This window comes from Azotobacter chroococcum (assembly GCF_002220155.1).
Classification (GTDB): Bacteria; Pseudomonadota; Gammaproteobacteria; order Pseudomonadales; family Pseudomonadaceae; genus Azotobacter; species Azotobacter chroococcum.
Window position 1 is genome coordinate 2376023 of sequence record NZ_CP011835.1, and the last position, 20446, is coordinate 2396468.

Annotated in this window: 17 protein-coding genes; all 17 read left to right on the forward strand. The window is 64.9% G+C overall.

Annotated elements, in window-relative coordinates; all coding sequences use genetic code 11:
* Nucleotides 1-79 precede the first annotated feature (79 nt).
* Nucleotides 80-1450, forward strand: a complete 1371-nt coding sequence (gene purB, locus ACG10_RS10920) for an adenylosuccinate lyase (RefSeq protein ID WP_089168238.1) — start codon at nt 80-82, stop codon at nt 1448-1450.
* A gap of 78 nt (nt 1451-1528) precedes the next feature.
* Complete coding sequence (locus tag ACG10_RS10925) at nt 1529-2695, forward strand: ribosomal protein uL16 3-hydroxylase (RefSeq protein WP_089168239.1); 1167 nt, start codon at nt 1529-1531, stop codon at nt 2693-2695.
* Nucleotides 2688-3113: a GNAT family N-acetyltransferase gene (locus ACG10_RS10930; RefSeq protein ID WP_089168240.1), complete on the forward strand. Its 426-nt coding sequence runs from the start codon at nt 2688-2690 to the stop codon at nt 3111-3113. Before ACG10_RS10925 ends, ACG10_RS10930 begins: the two co-directional genes overlap by 8 nt.
* 129 nt (nt 3114-3242) lie before the next feature.
* On the forward strand, nt 3243-4052 hold the full coding sequence (locus ACG10_RS10935; RefSeq protein ID WP_089168241.1) for a secretin N-terminal domain-containing protein: 810 nt from the start codon (nt 3243-3245) through the stop codon (nt 4050-4052).
* Nucleotides 4053-4334: 282 nt separating this feature from the next.
* A complete protein-coding gene (locus tag ACG10_RS10940) occupies nt 4335-5930 on the forward strand; it encodes an isocitrate lyase (RefSeq protein WP_089168242.1) in 1596 nt (531 codons plus the stop codon).
* 173 nt (nt 5931-6103) lie between these two features.
* Nucleotides 6104-8092 (forward strand): PhoX family protein, encoded by a 1989-nt coding sequence (locus tag ACG10_RS10945; protein WP_089168243.1) that lies wholly within the window; start codon nt 6104-6106, stop codon nt 8090-8092.
* Between the two features lie 449 nt (nt 8093-8541).
* Nucleotides 8542-8955 carry an NADH-quinone oxidoreductase subunit A gene (locus ACG10_RS10950; protein WP_039803892.1) on the forward strand — a complete coding sequence of 138 codons (414 nt, stop codon included), beginning with the start codon at nt 8542-8544 and terminating at the stop codon, nt 8953-8955.
* Nucleotides 8956-8965: 10 nt separating this feature from the next.
* Entirely contained in the window at nt 8966-9640 is a 675-nt protein-coding gene (locus ACG10_RS10955) for a NuoB/complex I 20 kDa subunit family protein (protein WP_039803889.1), read from the forward strand.
* A 73-nt stretch (nt 9641-9713) separates the two neighbouring features.
* Nucleotides 9714-11495, forward strand: coding sequence for an NADH-quinone oxidoreductase subunit C/D (gene nuoC / locus ACG10_RS10960; RefSeq protein ID WP_089168244.1), 1782 nt, complete (start codon nt 9714-9716; stop codon nt 11493-11495).
* A gap of 1 nt (nt 11496) precedes the next feature.
* Nucleotides 11497-11991: an NADH-quinone oxidoreductase subunit NuoE gene (gene nuoE / locus ACG10_RS10965; protein ID WP_039803885.1), complete on the forward strand. Its 495-nt coding sequence runs from the start codon at nt 11497-11499 to the stop codon at nt 11989-11991.
* On the forward strand, nt 11988-13337 hold the full coding sequence (gene nuoF, locus ACG10_RS10970) for an NADH-quinone oxidoreductase subunit NuoF (RefSeq protein ID WP_039803884.1): 1350 nt from the start codon (nt 11988-11990) through the stop codon (nt 13335-13337). The genes nuoE and nuoF overlap by 4 nt, the downstream gene beginning before the upstream one ends.
* A gap of 160 nt (nt 13338-13497) precedes the next feature.
* The gene (gene nuoG, locus ACG10_RS10975; protein WP_089168245.1) at nt 13498-16212 is read left to right on the forward strand and encodes an NADH-quinone oxidoreductase subunit NuoG; all 2715 of its coding nucleotides are present in this window, start codon (nt 13498-13500) and stop codon (nt 16210-16212) included.
* Complete coding sequence (gene nuoH / locus ACG10_RS10980; protein ID WP_089168246.1) at nt 16209-17198, forward strand: NADH-quinone oxidoreductase subunit NuoH; 990 nt, start codon at nt 16209-16211, stop codon at nt 17196-17198. Before nuoG ends, nuoH begins: the two co-directional genes overlap by 4 nt.
* A 14-nt stretch (nt 17199-17212) precedes the next feature.
* A complete protein-coding gene (gene nuoI / locus ACG10_RS10985) occupies nt 17213-17761 on the forward strand; it encodes an NADH-quinone oxidoreductase subunit NuoI (protein WP_089168247.1) in 549 nt (182 codons plus the stop codon).
* Nucleotides 17762-17774: 13 nt separating this feature from the next.
* A complete protein-coding gene (gene nuoJ, locus ACG10_RS10990; protein WP_039803877.1) occupies nt 17775-18275 on the forward strand; it encodes an NADH-quinone oxidoreductase subunit J in 501 nt (166 codons plus the stop codon).
* Between the two features lie 4 nt (nt 18276-18279).
* Entirely contained in the window at nt 18280-18588 is a 309-nt protein-coding gene (gene nuoK, locus ACG10_RS10995) for an NADH-quinone oxidoreductase subunit NuoK (protein WP_039803875.1), read from the forward strand.
* The gene (gene nuoL / locus ACG10_RS11000) at nt 18585-20432 is read left to right on the forward strand and encodes an NADH-quinone oxidoreductase subunit L (protein WP_089168248.1); all 1848 of its coding nucleotides are present in this window, start codon (nt 18585-18587) and stop codon (nt 20430-20432) included. Before nuoK ends, nuoL begins: the two co-directional genes overlap by 4 nt.
* The last annotated feature ends 14 nt before the right edge of the window (nt 20433-20446 follow it).

Consider the following 20446-nt stretch of genomic DNA (forward strand, 5'->3'; position numbering starts at 1 on the left):
AAGATTGCGCTCGGTCGGCCCTCCGCCTTCGTGTATCATTGCAGCCCTTTTTGTAGCCCGACTGTCCGAGACTTCCCCCATGCAGCTCTCCTCGCTCACTGCGGTGTCCCCCGTCGATGGCCGCTACGCCGGCAAAACCGCCGCCCTGCGCCCGATCTTCAGCGAATTCGGCCTGATCCGCTACCGCGTGCAGGTGGAAGTGCGCTGGCTGCAGCGCCTGGCCGCCCACGCCGGCATCCCGGAGGTCGCGCCGTTCTCCGCCGCAGCCAACGCGCTGCTCGACGAGCTGGCGGAAAACTTCCAGCTCGAGCACGCCCTGCGCATCAAGGAGATCGAGCGCACTACCAACCATGACGTCAAGGCGGTGGAATACCTGCTCAAGGAGCAGGCCGCCAAGCTGCCGGAACTGGCAGCGGTGAGCGAATTCATCCACTTCGCCTGTACCAGCGAGGACATCAACAACCTGTCCCACGCCCTGATGCTGCGCGAAGGCCGCGATACCGTGCTGCTGCCGCTGATGCGCCAGCTGGCCGAGGCCATCCGCGCCCTGGCCGTGCAGTTCGCCGACGTGCCGATGCTGTCGCGCACCCACGGCCAGCCGGCCTCGCCGACCACCATGGGCAAGGAGCTGGCCAACGTGGTCTACCGCCTCGAACGGCAGATCGCGCAGGTCGCGGCCGTGCCGCTGCTGGGCAAGATCAACGGCGCCGTGGGCAACTACAACGCTCACCTGTCGGCCTACCCGGACGTCGACTGGGAAGCCTACGCCCGCGAATTTATCGAAGGCGACCTCGGCCTGACCTGGAACCCCTATACCACCCAGATCGAGCCGCACGACTACATCGCCGAGCTGTTCGACGCCATCGCCCGCTTCAACACTATCCTGATCGACTTCGACCGCGACGTGTGGGGCTATATCTCCCTCGGCTACTTCAAGCAGAAGACCGTGGCCGGCGAGATCGGCTCCTCGACCATGCCGCACAAGGTCAACCCCATCGACTTCGAGAACTCCGAGGGCAACCTCGGCATCGCCAACGCCCTGCTCCAGCACCTGGCCAGCAAGCTGCCAATCTCCCGCTGGCAGCGCGACCTGACCGACTCCACCGTGCTGCGCAACCTCGGTGTCGGCCTGGCCCACAGCCTGATCGCCTACGAGGCCAGCCTGAAGGGCATCGGCAAACTGGAGCTGAACGCCGCCCGTCTGGCCGAAGACCTCGACAACTGCTGGGAGGTGCTGGCCGAACCGATCCAGACGGTGATGCGTCGCTATGGTGTCGCCAACCCTTACGAAAAGCTCAAGGAGCTGACCCGCGGCAAGGGTATCGGTCCGGAAGCACTCAAGACCTTCATCGACACCCTGGACATCCCCGCTGCCGCCAAAGCCGAGCTGCACAAGCTGACCCCTGCCGTTTACATCGGCAATGCGATCACCCAAGCCAAGCGCATCTGATTTCGTCCCGTCATCTCCACGCCCGGCTGTGCCGGGCGTTTTTATTTTCAGCTCTCATTACAGAGCAAGGGTTTAGCCATGACTTCTGATATTCCTCTTCAATTCCTGGGCGGCATCAGCGCACGCGAATTCCTGCGCGACTACTGGCAGAAGAAGCCCCTGCTGATCCGTCAGGCCATCCCCGGCTTCGAAAGCCCCATCTCGCCGGACGAGCTGGCTGGCCTGTCGCTCGAGGAGGAAGTCGAATCGCGCCTGATCGTCGAGCATGGCAATCATCCGTGGGAGCTGCGCCGCGGCCCGTTCGACGAGGAAACCTACCAGAACCTGCCCGAACGCGACTGGACCCTGCTGGTCCAGGCCGTCGACCAGTTCGTTCCGGAAGTCGCCGAACTGCTGGAAAACTTCCGCTTTCTGCCCAGCTGGCGCATCGACGACGTGATGATCAGCTATGCCGCACCCGGGGGTGGCGTGGGTCCGCACTATGACAACTACGACGTGTTCCTGCTGCAGGGCTACGGCCAGCGGCGCTGGCGGATTGGCCAGATGTGCGACAGCGACAGCCCGCTGCTGAAACATGCCGACCTGCGCATCCTCGCCGAGTTCCAGAGCGGCGAGGACTGGGTGCTGGAGCCTGGCGACATGCTCTATCTGCCACCCCGCCTGGCCCACTTTGGTACCGCGGTCGACGATTGCATGACCTATTCGGTGGGCTTCCGTGCCCCCAGCGCGGCCGAGGTGCTGACCCATTTCACCGACTTCCTTGCCCAGTTCCTCCCCGACGAGGAGCGCTACGGCGATCCGGACATACGTCCCTGCGAGGATCCGCACCAGATCCAGCTCGATGCCCTGGAGCGCCTCAAGGGCCTGATCCAGGAGCACATGGGCGATGAACGCCTGCTGCTAACCTGGTTCGGTCAGTTCATGACCGAACCGCGCTACCCCGAGCTGGTCGCCGGCGCGGAAATGCCCGAACAGGACTTCCTGGCCAGCCTGCAGGAAGGCGGCGTGCTGGTCCGCAACCCCAGTGCCCGCCTAGCCTGGTCCGAGGTCGGCGAGGATCTAGTGCTGTTCGCCAGCGGTCAGAGCCGCCTGCTCCCCGGCCACCTGCGCGAGCTGCTCAAGCTGATCTGCAGCGCCGACGCCCTACATACCGACAACCTTGCCTCCTGGCTGGCCGACGAGGAAGGCCGTCGACTTCTCTGGCAGCTGCTCGTGCAGGGCAGCCTGGAGTTCACCGATGACTGAAATCCATGTGCGGATCGCCGACTGGCAGAAGGACAATGCCGACATCCGGCGGATCCGCGACAGCGTCTTCATCGCCGAACAGGCCGTTCCTGCCGAACTGGAATGGGATGGCGAGGATGCCGAGGCCATCCACTTTCTCGCCTTCGAAGGAGGATTTGCCGCGGGCACGGCTCGCCTGCTGCGCGACGGACACATCGGCCGAGTCGCCGTCCTCAAGGACTGGCGCGGCCTGAAGATCGGCGACGCCCTGATGCGTGTGGTGATCGCCGAGGCCGAGCGCCGCGGGCTCCACCGCCTGGTCCTGAGCGCCCAGGTGCATGCCACGCGCTTCTACGAACGCCTCGGGTTCGTGGTCGTCAGCGACGAATACCTCGATGCCGGCATTCCTCATGTGGAGATGGTGCGTCAGGCCGGCTGACCCAGCCTGCGGACGTCCTGCCCCTGCCAGGGCAGGACGCCCCGGGCAGACCTGCACGACTCCACAGACTCCGCCCGCCCCGCCCCCCTAGAATGTCGGCATGAATGGTTTTCCTGCCGAGTCCCCACCATGAAGATCCGCAGCTTGCTCACCGTGTCGCTGATGCTTTCCGCTACCCACGCACTGGCCGCCACTGAGATCATCCCGCTGAATTACCGGATGGCCGACGAACTGCTGCCCATGGCGCAATCGGTGATCGGTGACGACGGGCGGATTCATGCCCATGGCAACCAGCTCATCGTCAATGCCCCGGCGGCACAACTGCGAGAACTGCGCGAATTGCTCGAGCAGTTGGACACGCCCCCCAGACGCCTGCTGATCAGCATCGACAGCGGCGAAGCGAGAACCGGTGAACGGCGTGGCTATGCCGTGGATGGCTCGGTCGATGCCGGTAACGTGGAGATCGAGGCTGGCCGCGGCCCGATTCACGGCGAGAACCGGGTACGCATCCTGAATCGCAGTACCGACAGGCGGGGCGATGCCCTGCAGCAGATCCAGGCCACCGAGGGCTACCCGGCATTGATCCAGACCGGCCAGAGCGTGCCGCTGCACACTACCCACATCGCCCCCTACGGGCGGCTCCATCGTGAAACCCACTACCGCGATGTCACCCATGGTGTCTACGTTATTGCGAGGATTTCTGGCGATATCGTGCACATCACCCTCAGTAGCAACAATGATCGAGTGGATCGTTCCCACCCCGGCGTGATCGATGTCCAGCGCCTGGACACCCAGGTCAGCGGACACCTGGGCGAATGGATCGAGCTCGGCAATGCCCGCGAAAGCCGCCAGAGCGATCAACAGGGACTGCTGCGCCAGCACTCCGCGTCCAGCCAGGAAGAGCTGTCCATGCGCCTGAAGGTCGAAGCACTGGAGTGAATGGCGGGCATCATACTTTTGTGTAGTGCACGCAAAATCACACTACAAATTCGTTGACTGCGAATTTCACCCTAGGCATCATGGCCTCGCTCCCGCTAACCAGGGGCCCTGGCAAGGGTCTCCGGAGCCCGCTCCAGCCAACCAGCCGAGCCGGTTCCGTGCCTGTACTACCCACAAGGTTCGACGCTCTGCCGCGTGTTGTCCGCATCGATCATCGACTACACGCAGGTTCAGATGGGAAAAGTCAGTGCTCAACCATTTTTCAACTCTTAAGGATTGACCATGTCCGCTTACCAAAACGAGATCAAGGCCGTTGCTGCCCTGAAAGAGAAGTACGGCAGCAGCTGGAGCGCCATCAACCCGGAATACGCCGCTCGCATGCGCATCCAGAACCGCTTCAAGACCGGTCTGGACATTGCCAAGTACACCGCAGCCATCATGCGCAAGGATATGGCCGAGTACGATGCCGACCCCTCCGTCTACACCCAGTCCCTGGGCTGCTGGCACGGCTTTATCGGCCAGCAGAAGCTGATCTCCATCAAGAAGCATCTGAAGACCACCAACAAGCGCTACCTGTACCTGTCCGGCTGGATGGTTGCTGCCCTGCGCTCCGACTTCGGCCCGCTGCCGGACCAGTCCATGCACGAGAAGACCGCCGTTTCCGGTCTGATCGAAGAGCTGTACACCTTCCTGCGCCAGGCTGACGCCCGTGAGCTGGACCTGCTGTTTAGCGCTCTGGACGCTGCCCGTGCTGCTGGCGACAAGACCAAGGAGGCCGAGCTTCAGGCTCAGATCGACAACTTCGAAACCCACGTGGTGCCGATCATCGCCGACATCGACGCCGGCTTCGGTAACCCGGAAGCCACCTACCTGCTGGCCAAGAAGATGATCGAAGCCGGTGCCTGCTGCATCCAGATCGAGAACCAGGTTTCCGACGAGAAGCAGTGCGGCCACCAGGACGGCAAGGTTACCGTTCCGCACGCCGACTTCCTCGCCAAGATCAACGCCGTGCGCTACGCGTTCCTCGAACTGGGCGTGGACGACGGCGTGATCGTTGCCCGCACCGACTCCCTGGGCGCCGGCCTGACCAAGCAGATCGCCGTGACCAACGAGCCGGGCGACCTAGGCGACCAGTACAACGCCTTCCTGGATTGCGAAGAAATCAGCGAAGCCGAACTGGGCAACGGTGACGTCGTGATCAAGCGCGAAGGCAAACTGCTGCGTCCGAAGCGTCTGCCGAGCAACCTGTTCCAGTTCCGCAAGGGCACTGGCGAAGCTCGCTGCGTCCTGGACAGCATCACCTCGCTGCAGAACGGTGCCGACCTGCTGTGGATCGAAACCGAGAAGCCGCACGTTGGTCAGATCGCCGCCATGATGAACGAAGTTCGCAAGGTGATCCCGAACGCCAAGCTGGTGTACAACAACAGCCCGTCGTTCAACTGGACCCTGAACTTCCGTCAGCAGGTGTTCGATACCATGGCCGCCGAAGGCAAGGACGTTTCCGCCTACGATCGCGCCAAGCTGATGAGCGTCGAGTACGACAACAGCGAACTGGCCCAGATCGCCGACGAGAAGATCCGTACCTTCCAGCGTGACGGTTCCGCTCAGGCTGGCATCTTCCACCACCTGATCACCCTGCCGACCTACCACACCGCCGCGCTGTCCACCGACAACCTGGCCAAGGGCTACTTCGCCGAGGAAGGCATGCTGGCCTACGTGAAGGGCGTGCAGCGTCAGGAAATCCGTCAGGGCATCGCCTGCGTCAAGCACCAGAACATGGCTGGCTCCGACATCGGCGACAACCACAAGGAATACTTCGCTGGTGAAGCCGCTCTGAAGGCGGGTGGCAAGGACAACACCATGAACCAGTTCCACTGATTGGAACCCGTTCGCAGCTAGCGCAACACCGACATCCCCCGGCCCTGCCGGGGGATGTCTTTTTTCACGACACACGCCGAAAGTCCGAGCCTCGCCCCCGACGCGTGTCACTCTCCTGTCGCACACAGCCGTTAGGTTCATCTCCGTTCGACCCCCTTAGACGGAGCTTTCCCGTGACGACCGATAAAGACACCGCCCTGTTCGGCAATGGCGACGAACTGCCCAGCAATCACTCGGACAATCCGCACATCAACGACCTGATCGAGGGCATCAGCCGTCGCCAGGTGATTGGCGGCGGAATGGCCATGGGCATGCTGGCCTTCCTCGGCGTAACCATGCCAGGCGCAGGCCTCGCCGGTCAGGCCAACGGCCTGCTAAAACGCCCCGGACGCCTGCCGTTCGCTCCGGTGGCTGTGTCCCGTGCCGATACCGTCACCGTGCCCGAGGGCTTCCAGGCCAGGGCCTTCATTCCCTGGGGCACGCCAATCTGCGGCAGCTATCCGGCCTATCGCGAGGACGGCACCAACAGTGCCCAGGACCAGGCCGAACAGACCGGCATGCACCACGACGGCATGCACTACTTCCCCATCGATGCCCAGAACGGCAAAGGTCACAACAGCGAGCACGGCCTGCTGGTGCTCAACCACGAATACATCGACGCACCGCTGCTGCACCCCAACGGCCCGACCGTGGTCGATGGCAAGCGCACGATGCCTGAAGAAGTCCGCAAGGAAATCAACGCCCACGGTGTCTCGGTGGTGGAGATCCGCCGCAACCCCAATGGTGACTGGGAAGTGGTCGGCAACTCGAAGTTCGGCCGCCGCATCACCGCCGCCACCCCGATGGAGATCCAGGGCCCAGCACGCGGCCATGCCCTGCTGAGCACCCGTTACAGCCCCGAGGGCACGGCCACCCGTGGCACCCAGAACAACTGCGCCAACGGCTTCACCCCCTGGGGAACCTACCTGACCTGCGAGGAGAACTGGGCAGGCTATTTCGCCAGCAAGGACAGCGAAAAACCCCGCGAACTGAGCCGCTATGGCGTGGGCAGCAACAGCCGCTATGCCTGGGAAACCCTGGAAGGCGACGAATTCCAGCGCTTCGATGCCACCCGCAAGGCCGGCATGGCCAGCGGCGACTATCGCAACGAACCCAACCACTTCGGCTGGATCGTCGAGATCGACCCCTTCGACCCGAAGTCCGTGCCGGTCAAGCACACCGCCCTCGGCCGCTTCGCCCACGAGGGGGTTATCTTTGCCCCCACCCAGCCCGGCAAGCCCGTGGTCTGCTACTCGGGCGACGACTCGCGCCACGAATACGTCTACAAATACGTCAGCCGCGACAAGTTCCGCCCGGGCCATCCCGACAACAGCCGCCTGCTCGACGTGGGCACCCTCCACGTCGCCCGCTTCAATGCCGACGGCTCAGGCGACTGGCTGCCCCTGGACATCCAGGACCCGGCCTTCCAGGCTGCCTGCGCCGCCAAGGGCATCAGCTTCGCCGACCAGGGCGACGTCCTGATCAACACCCGCACGGCCGCCGACACCGTGGGCGCGACCAAGATGGATCGTCCGGAATGGGGCGCCGTACATCCGGAAACCGGCGAGGCCTACTTCACCCTCACCAACAACACTAACCGGACCGAAGCCGATGCGGCCAACCCGCGGACCAACAACGCCTACGGCCACATCATCCGCTGGAAGGAAGAGAACCAGGACCACTCCGGCACCCGCTTCGGCTGGAATATCTTCCTCCTGGGCGGCCCGCAGAGCGACAGCCGCGGACCGGACGGAGAAGCGCTCACCGCCGACAGCATCCACGCCAGCCCGGACGGCCTCTGGTTCGACCCCGAGGGGCGTCTGTGGATCCAGACCGACATGAGCGGCAGCCAACTGAGCGACGGACCGTTCGGCAACAACCAGATGCTGGTGGCCGACCCTGAAAGCGGCGAAGTGAAGCGTTTCCTGGTCGGCCCCAGCGGCTGCGAGGTCACCGGCATCACCGCCACTCCGGATTTCCGCACGCTGTTCGTCAACATCCAGCACCCCGGCGAAGGCTCGACTCCGAGCAACCTGCTCAGCACCTGGCCGGACGGCCCGGGCAAGCGTCCGCGCGCCGCGACGGTGGTCATTACCCGTGACGGCTGGCGCAAGGTGCTGTAACCCTCTTCAGGGCCAACGGCTGCATGACCGACCCCAGTCCGGTCATGCCTTCATTCATTGCGCAGCCCCGTCAGCGACAGCGAACCGACCGCCCCCGATCATGACAAGCGGGAATCCCGCGTTCGCCCGTTCGGACGCCTAGCAGCTCGAACTTGCATTTCCCATGGATGAGCTATCGTTGAACAGGAAGCGCCGGCCACATCGGAAAATTGAGGCTCGCTCCTCGGCGCTTCTGTTTAATGGCAAAACGACGCGGCGAGCCTGTCGAATCACCGTGCACAGTGATTGGCATCACGCCAAAAGAGTGCGCGGCGGATGCTTTTGTAACAAAAAATTGATCTGGAGCAATATTTCCGAGGCCGCCCAGACATAGAGTAGCCATCCAAAGCAGCTGCTACATTTTGCCGCAGCCATCCGCCCTTTGAGCCGTTCGACCGAGGAGTCCCGGCATGCCCGAAGCCGTCGCCACGCTGTCTCACAACTGGGGATTTGCAGTTTTCCTGCTAGGCGTCGCAGGCCTGTGCGCCTTCATGCTCGGCGTTTCCCGCCTGCTCGGCAGCAAGGCAGTCGGACGCAGCAAGAACGAGCCCTTCGAATCCGGCATCGTTCCCACCGGCGGTGCGCGTCTGCGCCTCTCGGCAAAATTCTATCTGGTCGCGATGCTCTTCGTGATCTTCGACGTCGAAGCCCTATTTCTCTTCGCATGGGCGGTATCGGTTCGCGAAAGCGGCTGGGCCGGTTTCATCGAAGCAACGATTTTCATAGCAATTCTGTTGGCGGGTCTTGTCTATCTATGGCGGATCGGAGCCCTCGACTGGGCTCCGGAAGGCCGCCGCAATCGGCAGGCGAAGCTGAAACAATGAGGCTTTGGCAATGCAATACAAACTCACCAGGATCGATCCGGATGCCTCCTACGAGCAATATCCGATCGGCGAGCGGGAGACCGTAACCGACCCGACAGAGGGCCAGGTCAACCGCAGCATTTTCATGGGCAAGCTGGAAGACGTGCTGAGTGGTGCGGTCAACTGGGGACGCAAGAATTCCCTGTGGCCCTACAACTTCGGCCTTTCCTGCTGCTACGTGGAGATGACCACCGCCTTCACCGCTCCCCACGATATCGCCCGTTTCGGTGCCGAAGTGATTCGTGCTTCACCGCGACAGGCCGACTTCATGGTCATTGCCGGAACCTGCTTCATCAAGATGGCGCCGATCATCCAGCGCCTCTACGAGCAGATGCTTGAACCCAAGTGGGTCATCTCCATGGGTTCCTGCGCCAACTCCGGCGGCATGTACGACATCTATTCCGTGGTCCAGGGTGTCGACAAGTTCCTCCCCGTAGACGTCTACATACCCGGCTGTCCCCCGCGCCCCGAAGCCTTCCTGCAGGGATTGATGCTGCTGCAGGAATCCATCGGCCAGGAGCGCCGGCCGCTTTCCTGGGTCGTCGGCGACCAAGGCATCTATCGTGCCGAGATGCCCTCGCAACGGGAACTGCGCCGCGAACAGCGTATCCAGGTCACCAACCTGCGCAGCCCCGACGAAGTCTGAGCCGGCCTTTCCGCGCCCATCCGCGCGGCAAGCCCAGGCTCATTCTGTCCGTTGACCGAAAGCGACCGAGACCATGACTGCAGACAGCGTTCTGTCCATTCCGCCGTACAAGGCCGACGACCACGATGTGGTCGCCGAACTCAATTCCCGTTTTGGTGCCGAAACCTTCACCGTACAAAGCACCCGCACGGGTATGCCCGTGCTTTGGGTAGCACGGGAACAACTCATCGAAGTCCTGCGCTTCTTGCGCAATCTGCCGCGCCCCTACGTCATGCTCTATGACCTGCATGGCGTCGACGAGCGCCTGCGCACCCAGCGCCGCGGCCTGCCGGAAGCCGACTTCAGCGTCTTCTATCACCTGCTGTCGATCGAACGAAACAGCGACGTGATGATCAAGGTCGCCTTGAAGGAAGGCGATCTCAGGCTGCCCAGCGCCACCGGCATCTGGCCGAACGCCAACTGGCACGAGCGCGAGGTCTGGGACATGTACGGCATCGATTTCGCCGGCCACCCGCACCTGACCCGCATCCTGATGCCGCCGACCTGGGAAGGCCATCCGCTGCGCAAGGACTACCCGGCCCGCGCCACCGAATTCGATCCCTACAGCCTGTCGGCGGCCAAGCAGGACCTTGAGCAGGAAGCCCTGCGCTTCAAGCCCGAGGAGTGGGGCATGAAGCGCGGCGGCGAGCACGAGGACTTCATGTTCCTCAACCTCGGCCCCAACCACCCCTCCGCCCACGGTGCCTTCCGCATCATCCTGCAACTGGACGGCGAGGAAATCGTCGACTGCGTGCCGGAGATCGGCTACCACCACCGCGGCGCCGAGAAGATGGCCGAGCGGCAGAGCTGGCACAGCTTCATCCCCTACACCGACCGCATCGACTACCTCGGCGGGGTGATGAACAACCTGCCCTACGTGCTGGCAGTCGAGAAGCTGGCCGGCATCAAGGTGCCACAACGGGTCGACGTCATCCGCATCATGATGGCGGAGTTCTTCCGCATCCTGAACCACCTGCTCTACCTCGGCACCTACATCCAGGACGTCGGTGCCATGACGCCGGTGTTCTTCACCTTCACCGACCGCCAGCGCGCCTACAAGGTGGTCGAGGCCATCACCGGCTTCCGCCTGCACCCGGCCTGGTACCGCATCGGCGGGGTCGCCCACGACCTGCCGCGCGGCTGGGACGGTCTGGTCAGGGAGTTCATCGAGTGGATGCCCAAGCGCCTCGACGAGTACGAGAAGGCGGCGCTGCAGAACAGCATCCTGCGCGGCCGGACCATGGGCGTGGCCCAGTACGACACCAGGCAGGCACTGGAGTGGGGCGTCACCGGCGCCGGTCTGCGCGCCACCGGGCTCGACTTCGACCTGCGCAAGGCGCGCCCCTACTCCGGCTATGAAAACTTCGAGTTCGAGGTCCCGCTGGCGCACAACGGCGATGCCTACGACCGCTGCATGGTCAAGATGGGCGAGATGCGCCAGAGCCTGCGGATCATCGAGCAGTGCCTGAAGAACATGCCGGAAGGCCCCTACAAGGCCGATCATCCGTTGACCACGCCGCCGCCGAAGGAACGCACGCTGCAGCACATCGAGACCCTGATCACCCACTTCCTGCAGGTGTCCTGGGGTCCGGTGATGCCGGCCAACGAGTCCTTCCAGATGATCGAGGCGACCAAGGGCATCAACAGCTACTACCTGACCAGCGACGGCAGCACCATGAGCTACCGCACGCGGATCCGCACCCCGAGCTATGCCCACCTGCAGCAGATTCCCTCGGTGATCCGCGGCAGCATGGTGGCCGACCTGATCGCCTATCTGGGCAGCATCGACTTCGTTATGGCCGACGTGGACCGCTGACATGAACTCAATTATCCAGACCGACCGTTTCGTCCTCAGCGAAACCGAACGCTCGGCCATCGAGCACGAGATGCACCACTACGAGGACCCGCGCGCCGCCTCCATCGAGGCGCTGAAGATCGTCCAGAAGGAGCGCGGCTGGGTGCCGGACGGCGCCATCGCGGCGATCGCCGGGATTCTCGGCATTCCGGCCAGCGACGTCGAAGGCGTGGCCACCTTCTACAGCCAGATCTTCCGTGTACCGGTGGGACGCCACGTGATCCGCGTGTGCGACAGCATGACCTGCTACATCGGCGGCCATGAGGACGTGCTCGGCGCCATCCGCCAGAAGCTCGGCATCGCCCCCGGCCAGACGACCCGCGACGGCCGCTTCACCCTGCTGCCGGTATGCTGCCTGGGCAACTGCGACAAGGCCCCGGCCCTGATGATCGACGACGACACCTTCGGCAACCTGACTCCCGAAGGCATCGACCAACTGCTGGAGGCCTACCCATGACCCTTACCTCCATCGGTCCCGCCAACCGTACTCCCCGCACGGCGGAAACCCATCCCCTGACCTGGCGCCTGCGCGATGATGCCGAGCCGGTCTGGCTCGACGAGTACCAGCAGAAGAACGGCTATGCCGCGGCCCGCAAGGCGCTCGCCGAGATGTCGCCGGCCGACATCGTCGCCACCGTGAAGGACTCCGGCCTCAAGGGCCGGGGCGGCGCGGGCTTCTCCACCGGCATCAAATGGGGCCTGATGCCCGCCGACGAATCCATCAACATCCGCTACCTGCTGTGCAACGCGGACGAGATGGAGCCGAACACCTGGAAGGACCGCCTGCTCATGGAGCAGCTGCCGCACCAGCTGATCGAGGGCATGCTGATCAGCGCCCGGGCGCTGAAGGCCTATCGCGGCTACATCTTCCTGCGCGGCGAGTACGTCGATGCGGCCCGCAACCTCAACCGCGCCATCGCCGAAGCCAAGGCCGCCGGCCTGCTCGGCAAGAACATCCTCGGCAGCGGCTTCGACTTCGAGCTGTTTGTGCACACCGGCGCCGGCCGCTACATCTGCGGCGAGGAAACCGCGCTGATCAACTCCCTCGAGGGCCGTCGCGCCAATCCGCGCTCCAAGCCGCCCTTCCCCGCCGCCGTCGGCGTCTGGGGCAAGCCGACCTGCGTGAACAACGTCGAAACCCTGAGCAACGTGCCGGCGATCGTCGGCAACGGCGTCGACTGGTACAAGTCCCTGGCCCGCCCCGGCAGCGAGGACATGGGCACCAAGCTGATGGGCTTCTCCGGCAAGGTGAAGAATCCCGGCCTCTGGGAACTGCCCTTCGGCATCACCGCCCGCGAGCTGTTCGAGGACTACGCCGGTGGCATGCGCGACGGCTACCGGCTCAAGTGCTGGCAACCCGGCGGGGCCGGTACCGGCTTCCTGCTCCCCGAACACCTGGACGCGCAGATGTACGCCGGCGGCATCGGCAAGGTCGGCACCCGCATGGGCACCGGCCTGGCCCTGGCGGTGGACGACAGCATCAACATGGTCTCGCTGCTGCGCAACATGGAGGAGTTCTTCGCCCGCGAATCCTGCGGCTGGTGCACCCCCTGCCGCGACGGTCTGCCGTGGAGCGTCAAGCTGCTGCGCGCCCTGGAGCGTGGCGAAGGCCAGCCCGGCGACCTGGAGACCCTGGAGCAGCTGGTCAACTTCCTCGGCCCGGGCAAGACCTTCTGCGCCCACGCACCGGGTGCCGTCGAGCCGCTGGGCAGCGCCCTCAAGTATTTCCGCCAGGAGTTCGAGGCCGGCGTGCGGGGAACCCCCAGCGAGACACGCCCGGGCGTCGCCGCTTCACAGGTTTGAGTTTGCTCGAAACGCAGGTCGAACGGAGCCGGGGCCCGATCCATGGCCCGCCGGGCTCCAGTGCCCGCCCCGACCTGCGTCGGCGGCTGCCCCATGCAGCGCCACTGACCGGATTCCATTAGCCACACCCGCTCCGGCGGGTATTGAAGAAAACTGAACCATGGCCACTATCCACGTAGACGGCAAGACGTTCGAAGTCGATGGCGCGGACAACCTGCTCCAGGCCTGTCTGTCCCTCGGACTCGACATTCCCTACTTCTGCTGGCACCCGGCGCTAGGCAGCGTCGGCGCCTGCCGCCAGTGCGCGGTCAAGCAGTACAACGACGAGAACGACAAACGCGGTCGCCTCGTCATGTCCTGCATGACCCCCGCCACCGACAACAGCTGGATCTCCATCGACGACGAGGAGGCGAAGCAGTTTCGCGAGAGCGTCGTCGAGTGGCTGATGACCAACCACCCGCACGACTGCCCGGTGTGCGAGGAAGGCGGTCACTGCCACCTGCAGGACATGACGGTGATGACCGGCCACACCATGCGCCGCTACCGCTTCACCAAGCGCACCCACCAGAACCAGGAACTCGGCCCGTTCATCGCCCACGAGATGAACCGCTGCATCGCCTGCTATCGCTGCGTGCGCTACTACAAGGACTATGCCGGCGGCACCGATCTGGGCGTCTACGGCGCCCACGACAACGTCTATTTCGGACGGGTCGAGGACGGCGTGCTGGAGAGCGAGTTTTCCGGCAACCTCACCGAGGTCTGCCCGACCGGGGTGTTCACCGACAAGACCCACTCCGAGCGTTACAACCGCAAGTGGGACATGCAGTTCGCCCCGAGCATCTGTCATGGCTGCTCGGTCGGCTGCAACATCAGCCCCGGCGAGCGCTACGGCGAACTGCGACGCATCGAGAACCGCTACAACGGTTCGGTGAACCACTACTTCCTCTGCGACCGCGGCCGCTTCGGCTACGGCTATGTCAACCGCACCGATCGCCCGCGTCAGCCGCTCCTGGGCAGCGACAAGAAGCTCGGCATCGACGCCGCCCTCGACCACTCCGTCGCCCTGCTCAAGGATCGTCGCGTGATCGGCATCGGCTCGCCACGCGCCAGCCTGGAAAGCAACTTCGCCCTGCGCGAGCTGGTCGGCCCCGAGAACTTCTCCAGCGGCATCGAGGCGGGTGAACTGGAACGCCTGCAACTGGCCCTGCAGATCCTGCAGGAAGGCCCGCTGCCAACCCCCTCGCTGCGTGAGATCGAGGACCATGATGCGGTGTTCGTGCTCGGCGAGGATCTGACCCAGACCGCCGCGCGCATCGCTCTGGCCCTGCGCCAGTCGGTCAAGGGCAAGGCCGAGGAGATGGCCGCCAGCATGAAGGTCCAGCCCTGGCTGGATGCGGCGGTGAAGAACATCGCTCAGCGCGCGCTGAGCCCGCTGTTCATCGCCAGCCTGGCCGCCACCCGGCTGGACGACGTGGCGGCCGAATGCGTGCATGCCGCGCCGGACGATCTGGCCCGCCTGGGCTTTGCCGTGGCCCATGCCATCGATCCCGAAGCACCGGCCGTCGAGGGGCTCGAGCCCGAGGCCACCGAACTGGCCCGGCGCATCGCCGACGCCCTGCTGGCCGCCAAACGCCCGCTGCTGGTTTCCGGCACCTCCCTGGGCTCCCGGGCCATCCTCGAAGCCGCGGCGAACATCGCCAAGGCCCTGCACAAGCGGCAGAAGAACGCCGGCATCAGCCTGGTCGCGCCGGAAGCCAACAGCCTGGGCCTGGCCCTGCTCGGCGGCCACTCGCTGGACGCTGCGCTCGAGCAGCTCGCCAGCGGCGAGGCCGACGCCGTGGTGATCCTGGAAAACGACCTGTATCGCCGTGCCGATCCGGCCCGGGTGGATACCGCCCTGGCGGCCGCGAAGGCGGTGATCGTCGCCGATCACCAGCAGACCGCCACCGCAGCCCGGGCCCACCTGCGGCTGCCGGTGGCCAGCTTCGCCGAGGCCGACGGTACCCTGGTCAGCCAGGAAGGCCGTGCCCAGCGCTTCTTCCAGGTTTTCGAGCCGAGCTACTACGACGCCGACAACCTGGTGCGCGAGGGCTGGCGCTGGCTGCATGCCCTGCACAGCGCCCTGCAGGGCCGCACTGTCGACTGGACTCAGCTCGACCAGGTCACCGCGGCCTGTGCCGATGCCCATCCGCAGCTGGCCGGCATCCGCAACGCCGCGCCGAATGCCGCGTTCCGCATCAAGGGCCTGAAGCTGGCCCGCGAACCGCATCGCTACAGCGGCCGCACCGCCATGCGCGCCAACATCAGCGTGCACGAGCCGCGCGCGCCGCAGGATCAGGACAGTGCCTTCGCCTTCTCCATGGAGGGTTATGCCGGCAGCGTCGAAGACCGCCAGCAGATCCCCTTCGCCTGGTCGCCAGGCTGGAACTCGCCGCAGGCCTGGAACAAGTTCCAGGCCGAGGTCGGCGGCCACCTGCGCGCCGGCGATCCGGGCATCCGCCTGATCGAGGCGCAGGGCGATCATCTGACCTGGTTCGCCGAACCGCCGGCAGCCTTCAACCCGCCGCGGGGCAGCTGGCAGGTGGTGCCCTTCCACCACCTGTTCGGCAGCGAGGAAACCAGCGCGCTTGCCGCCCCCGTGCAGGAGCGCATCCCGCAGCCCTACATCGCCCTAGCCAGGGCCGAGGCCGAACGCCTCGGCGTCCACGAGGGAACCCTGCTCAGCCTGCGCATCGACGGCGTGGAACTGCGCCTGCCGCTGCGGGTGGACGCCAACCTGGGCATCGGACTGGTGGCCCTGCCGGCCGGCCTGCCGGGCATCCCCGCCACGCTTTTCGGCCGTCTGGCCAGCGCTCTGCAGGAGGCTGCGCAATGAGCTGGATCACTCCCGAACTCATCGAAATCGTCGTCGCCGTTCTCAAGGCCATCATCATCCTGCTGGTCGTGGTGGTCTGCGGCGCCCTGCTCAGCTTCGTCGAGCGCCGCCTGCTCGGCCTCTGGCAGGATCGCTACGGCCCCAACCGGGTCGGCCCGTTCGGCATGTTCCAGCTTGGTGCGGACATGCTGAAGATGTTCTTCAAGGAGGACTGGACGCCGCCGTTCGCCGACAAGCTGATCTTCACCCTGGCGCCGATCGTCGCCATGAGTGCGCTGCTGATGGCCTTCGCCGTGGTGCCGGTGACTCCGACCTGGGGCGTGGCCGACCTCAACATCGGCCTGCTGTTCTTCTTTGCCATGGCCGGCCTCGCGGTGTACGCGGTGCTCTTCGCCGGCTGGTCGAGCAACAACAAGTTCGCCCTGCTCGGCAGCCTGCGCGCCTCGGCCCAGACCATCTCCTACGAGGTGTTCATGGCCCTGGCGCTGATGGGCGTGGTCGCCCAGGCCGGCTCTTTCAACATGCGCGACATCGTCGAGTACCAGGCGCAGCACCTCTGGTTCATCATCCCGCAGTTCTTCGGCTTCTGTACCTTCTTCATCGCCGGCGTCGCGGTGACCCACCGTCACCCCTTCGACCAGCCGGAAGCCGAGCAGGAACTGGCCGACGGCTACCACATCGAGTATGCGGGGATGAAGTGGGGCATGTTCTTCGTCGGCGAGTACATCGGCATCGTGCTGGTCTCGGCGCTGCTGGTGACCCTGTTCTTCGGCGGCTGGCACGGCCCGTTCGGCATCCTGCCGCAACTGTCCTTCCTCTGGTTCGCCCTGAAGACCGCCTTCTTCATCATGCTGTTCATCCTGCTGCGCGCCGCCATTCCGCGCCCGCGCTATGACCAGGTGATGGCCTTCAGCTGGAAGTTCTGCCTGCCCCTGACCCTGCTCAACCTGCTGGCGACCGGCGCGCTCGTGCTGGCGGCCCAGTAAGGAGAAAACACGCCATGTTCAAATACATTGGAGAGGTGCTGTACGGTACCTTCACCCAGCTGCGCAGCCTGGTGATGGTGTTCTCCCACGCCTTCCGCAAGCGCGACACCCTGCAGTACCCGGAAGAGCCCGTCTACCTGCCGCCACGCTATCGCGGCCGCATCGTGCTGACCCGCGATCCCGACGGCGAAGAGCGCTGCGTGGCCTGCAACCTCTGCGCGGTGGCCTGCCCGGTCGGCTGCATCTCCCTGCAGAAGGCCGAGAGGGACGACGGCCGCTGGTATCCGGAATTCTTCCGCATCAACTTCTCGCGCTGCATCTTCTGCGGCCTCTGCGAGGAAGCCTGCCCGACCACCGCGATCCAGCTGACCCCGGACTTCGAGATGGCCGAGTTCAAGCGCCAGGAGCTGGTCTACGAGAAGGAGGACCTGCTGATCTCCGGTCCCGGCAAGTACCCGGACTACAACTTCTACCGCGTGGCGGGCATGGCGATCGCCGGCAAGCCGAAAGGTACCGCGCAGAACGAAGCCGAGCCGATCAACGTGAAAGGCCTGCTGCCTTAAGGACCCAGGAAAGATGGAATTCGCGTTCTACTTCGCTGCCGGGGCCGCCGTGGTGTCCACCCTGCGGGTGATCACCCACACCAACCCCGTGCATGCCCTGCTCTATCTGATCGTTTCCCTGCTGGCGGTCTCGATGTGTTTCTTCAGCCTCGGCGCTCCCTTCGCCGGCGTGCTGGAAATCATCGTCTACGCCGGCGCCATCATGGTGCTGTTCGTCTTCGTGGTGATGATGCTCAACCTCGGCCCGGCTATCGCCGAGCAGGAACGGCAATGGCTCAAGCCCGGCATCTGGGCCGGACCGACGGTGCTGTCCGCCCTGCTGCTCGTGCAGCTGCTGTATGTCCTGTTCGGCACCTCGAGCGGTGCCGTCATCGGCCAGCAGACGGTGGACGCCAAGGCCGTCGGCATCGCGCTGTTCGGACCCTACCTGCTGGCGGTGGAGCTGGCTTCCATGCTGCTGCTCGCCGCGCTGGTTGCCGCCTACCACCTCGGCCGCCACGAAGCCAAGGAGTGACCCGATGAATGCAATCCCCATGGAGCACGGTCTGGCGCTGTCCGGCGTGCTGTTCAGCCTCGGCCTGGTCGGCCTGATGGTGCGGCGCAACATCCTGTTCGTGCTGATGAGCCTGGAAGTCATGATGAACGCGGCCGCCCTGGCCTTCGTGGTTGCCGGCAGCCGCTGGGCTCAGCCTGACGGCCAGATCATGTTCATTCTGGTGATCACCCTGGCAGCCGCCGAGGCCAGCATCGGCCTGGCGATCCTGCTGCAGCTGTATCGCCGCTTCCATACCCTCGATATCGACGCTGCCAGCGAGATGCGCGGATGAACCTACTATTCCTTACCTGCCTGTTTCCGCTGATCGGCTGGCTGCTGCTGGCCTTCTCCCGCGGACGCTTCTCCGAGAACCTGTCGGCGCTGATCGGCGTCGGCTCCGTGGGCCTCTCGGCCCTGACCGCCGCCCATGTCATCTGGCAGTTCACCAGTGCCACGCCGGAAGGCGGCGTCTTCACCCAGACGCTGTGGCAGTGGATGAGCGTGGCCGGCTTCGCGCCGAGCTTCACCCTCTACCTGGACGGCCTGTCGGTCACCATGCTCGGCGTGGTCACCGGCGTGGGCTTCCTGATCCACCTGTTCGCCAGCTGGTACATGCGCGGCGAAGAAGGCTACTCGCGCTTCTTCGCCTACACCAACCTGTTCATCGCCAGCATGCTGTTCCTGGTGCTGGGCGACAACCTGCTGTTCCTGTACTTCGGCTGGGAAGGCGTGGGGCTGTGCTCCTACCTGCTGATCGGCTTCTACTTCCACGAACGCAAGAACGGCAACGCGGCGCTCAAGGCCTTCATCGTCACCCGCGTCGGCGACGTGTTCATGGCCATCGGCCTGTTCATCCTGTTCTTCAACGTGGGCACCCTGAATATCCAGGAACTGGTCAGCCTGGCCCCGCAGAAATATGCCGAAGGCGACAGCTGGTTGTGGATCGCCACCCTGATGCTGCTCGGTGGGGCGGTCGGCAAGTCCGCCCAGCTGCCGCTGCAGACCTGGCTGGCCGACGCCATGGCCGGCCCGACCCCGGTCTCGGCGCTGATCCACGCGGCGACCATGGTGACCGCCGGCGTCTACCTGATCGCCCGCACCCACGGCCTGTTCCTGCTGACTCCGGAGATCCTCGACCTGGTCGGCATCGTCGGCGGCGTGACCCTGCTGCTGGCCGGCTGCGCCGCCCTGGTGCAGACCGACATCAAGCGCATCCTCGCCTACTCGACCATGAGCCAGATCGGCTACATGTTCCTCGCCCTGGGCGTCGGTGCCTGGGATGCGGCGATCTTCCACCTGATGACCCACGCCTTTTTCAAGGCCCTGCTGTTCCTCGCCTCCGGTTCGGTGATCCTCGCCTGCCATCACGAGCAGGACATCTTCAAGATGGGCGGGCTGTGGAAGAAGCTGCCGCTGGCCTACGCCAGCTTCCTGGTCGGTGGCGCCGCACTGGCGGCCCTGCCGCTGCTGACCGCGGGCTTCTACTCCAAGGACGAGATTCTCTGGGAAGCCTACGCCAGCGGCCGCGTCCTGCTGCTCTTCGCCGGCCTGGCCGGTGCCTTCCTGACCTCCCTGTACACCTTCCGGCTGATCTTCATCGCCTTCCATGGCGAGGCGAAGGGCGAGGTGCATGCAGGACACGGCATCGCCCACAACCTGCCGCTCGCGGTGCTGATCGTCCTGTCCACCTTCGTCGGCGCCTGGATAGTGCCGCCGCTGCACGGCGTGCTGCCGGAAAGCGTCGGCCACGCCGGTGGCGGGGCCAAGCACGTGCTGGAAGTCATCTCCGCGATCATCGCCGTGGTGGGCATCGCCTTAGCCGCGCGGCTGTTCCTCGGCGACCGCAAGCTGCTCGACGGCATCGCGCAGAGCGAGCCGGCACGCCGGCTGATTCCCCTGTGGTATGCCGCCTGGGGCTTCGACTGGCTCTACGACCGGCTGTTCGTCACTCCCTACCTGCAGCTCTGCCGCCTGCTCGGCCGCGACCCCATCGACCGTGGCATCAACGTGATCCCGCGCCTGGCGCGCGGCGGTCATGGGGTGCTGAGCCGCAGCGAGACCGGCCAGCTGCGCTGGTATGCCGGCTCCATCGTCGGCGGTGCCGTGCTGCTGCTCGGCATCGTGCTGTTGGCCTGACATTTTGCGAAAGG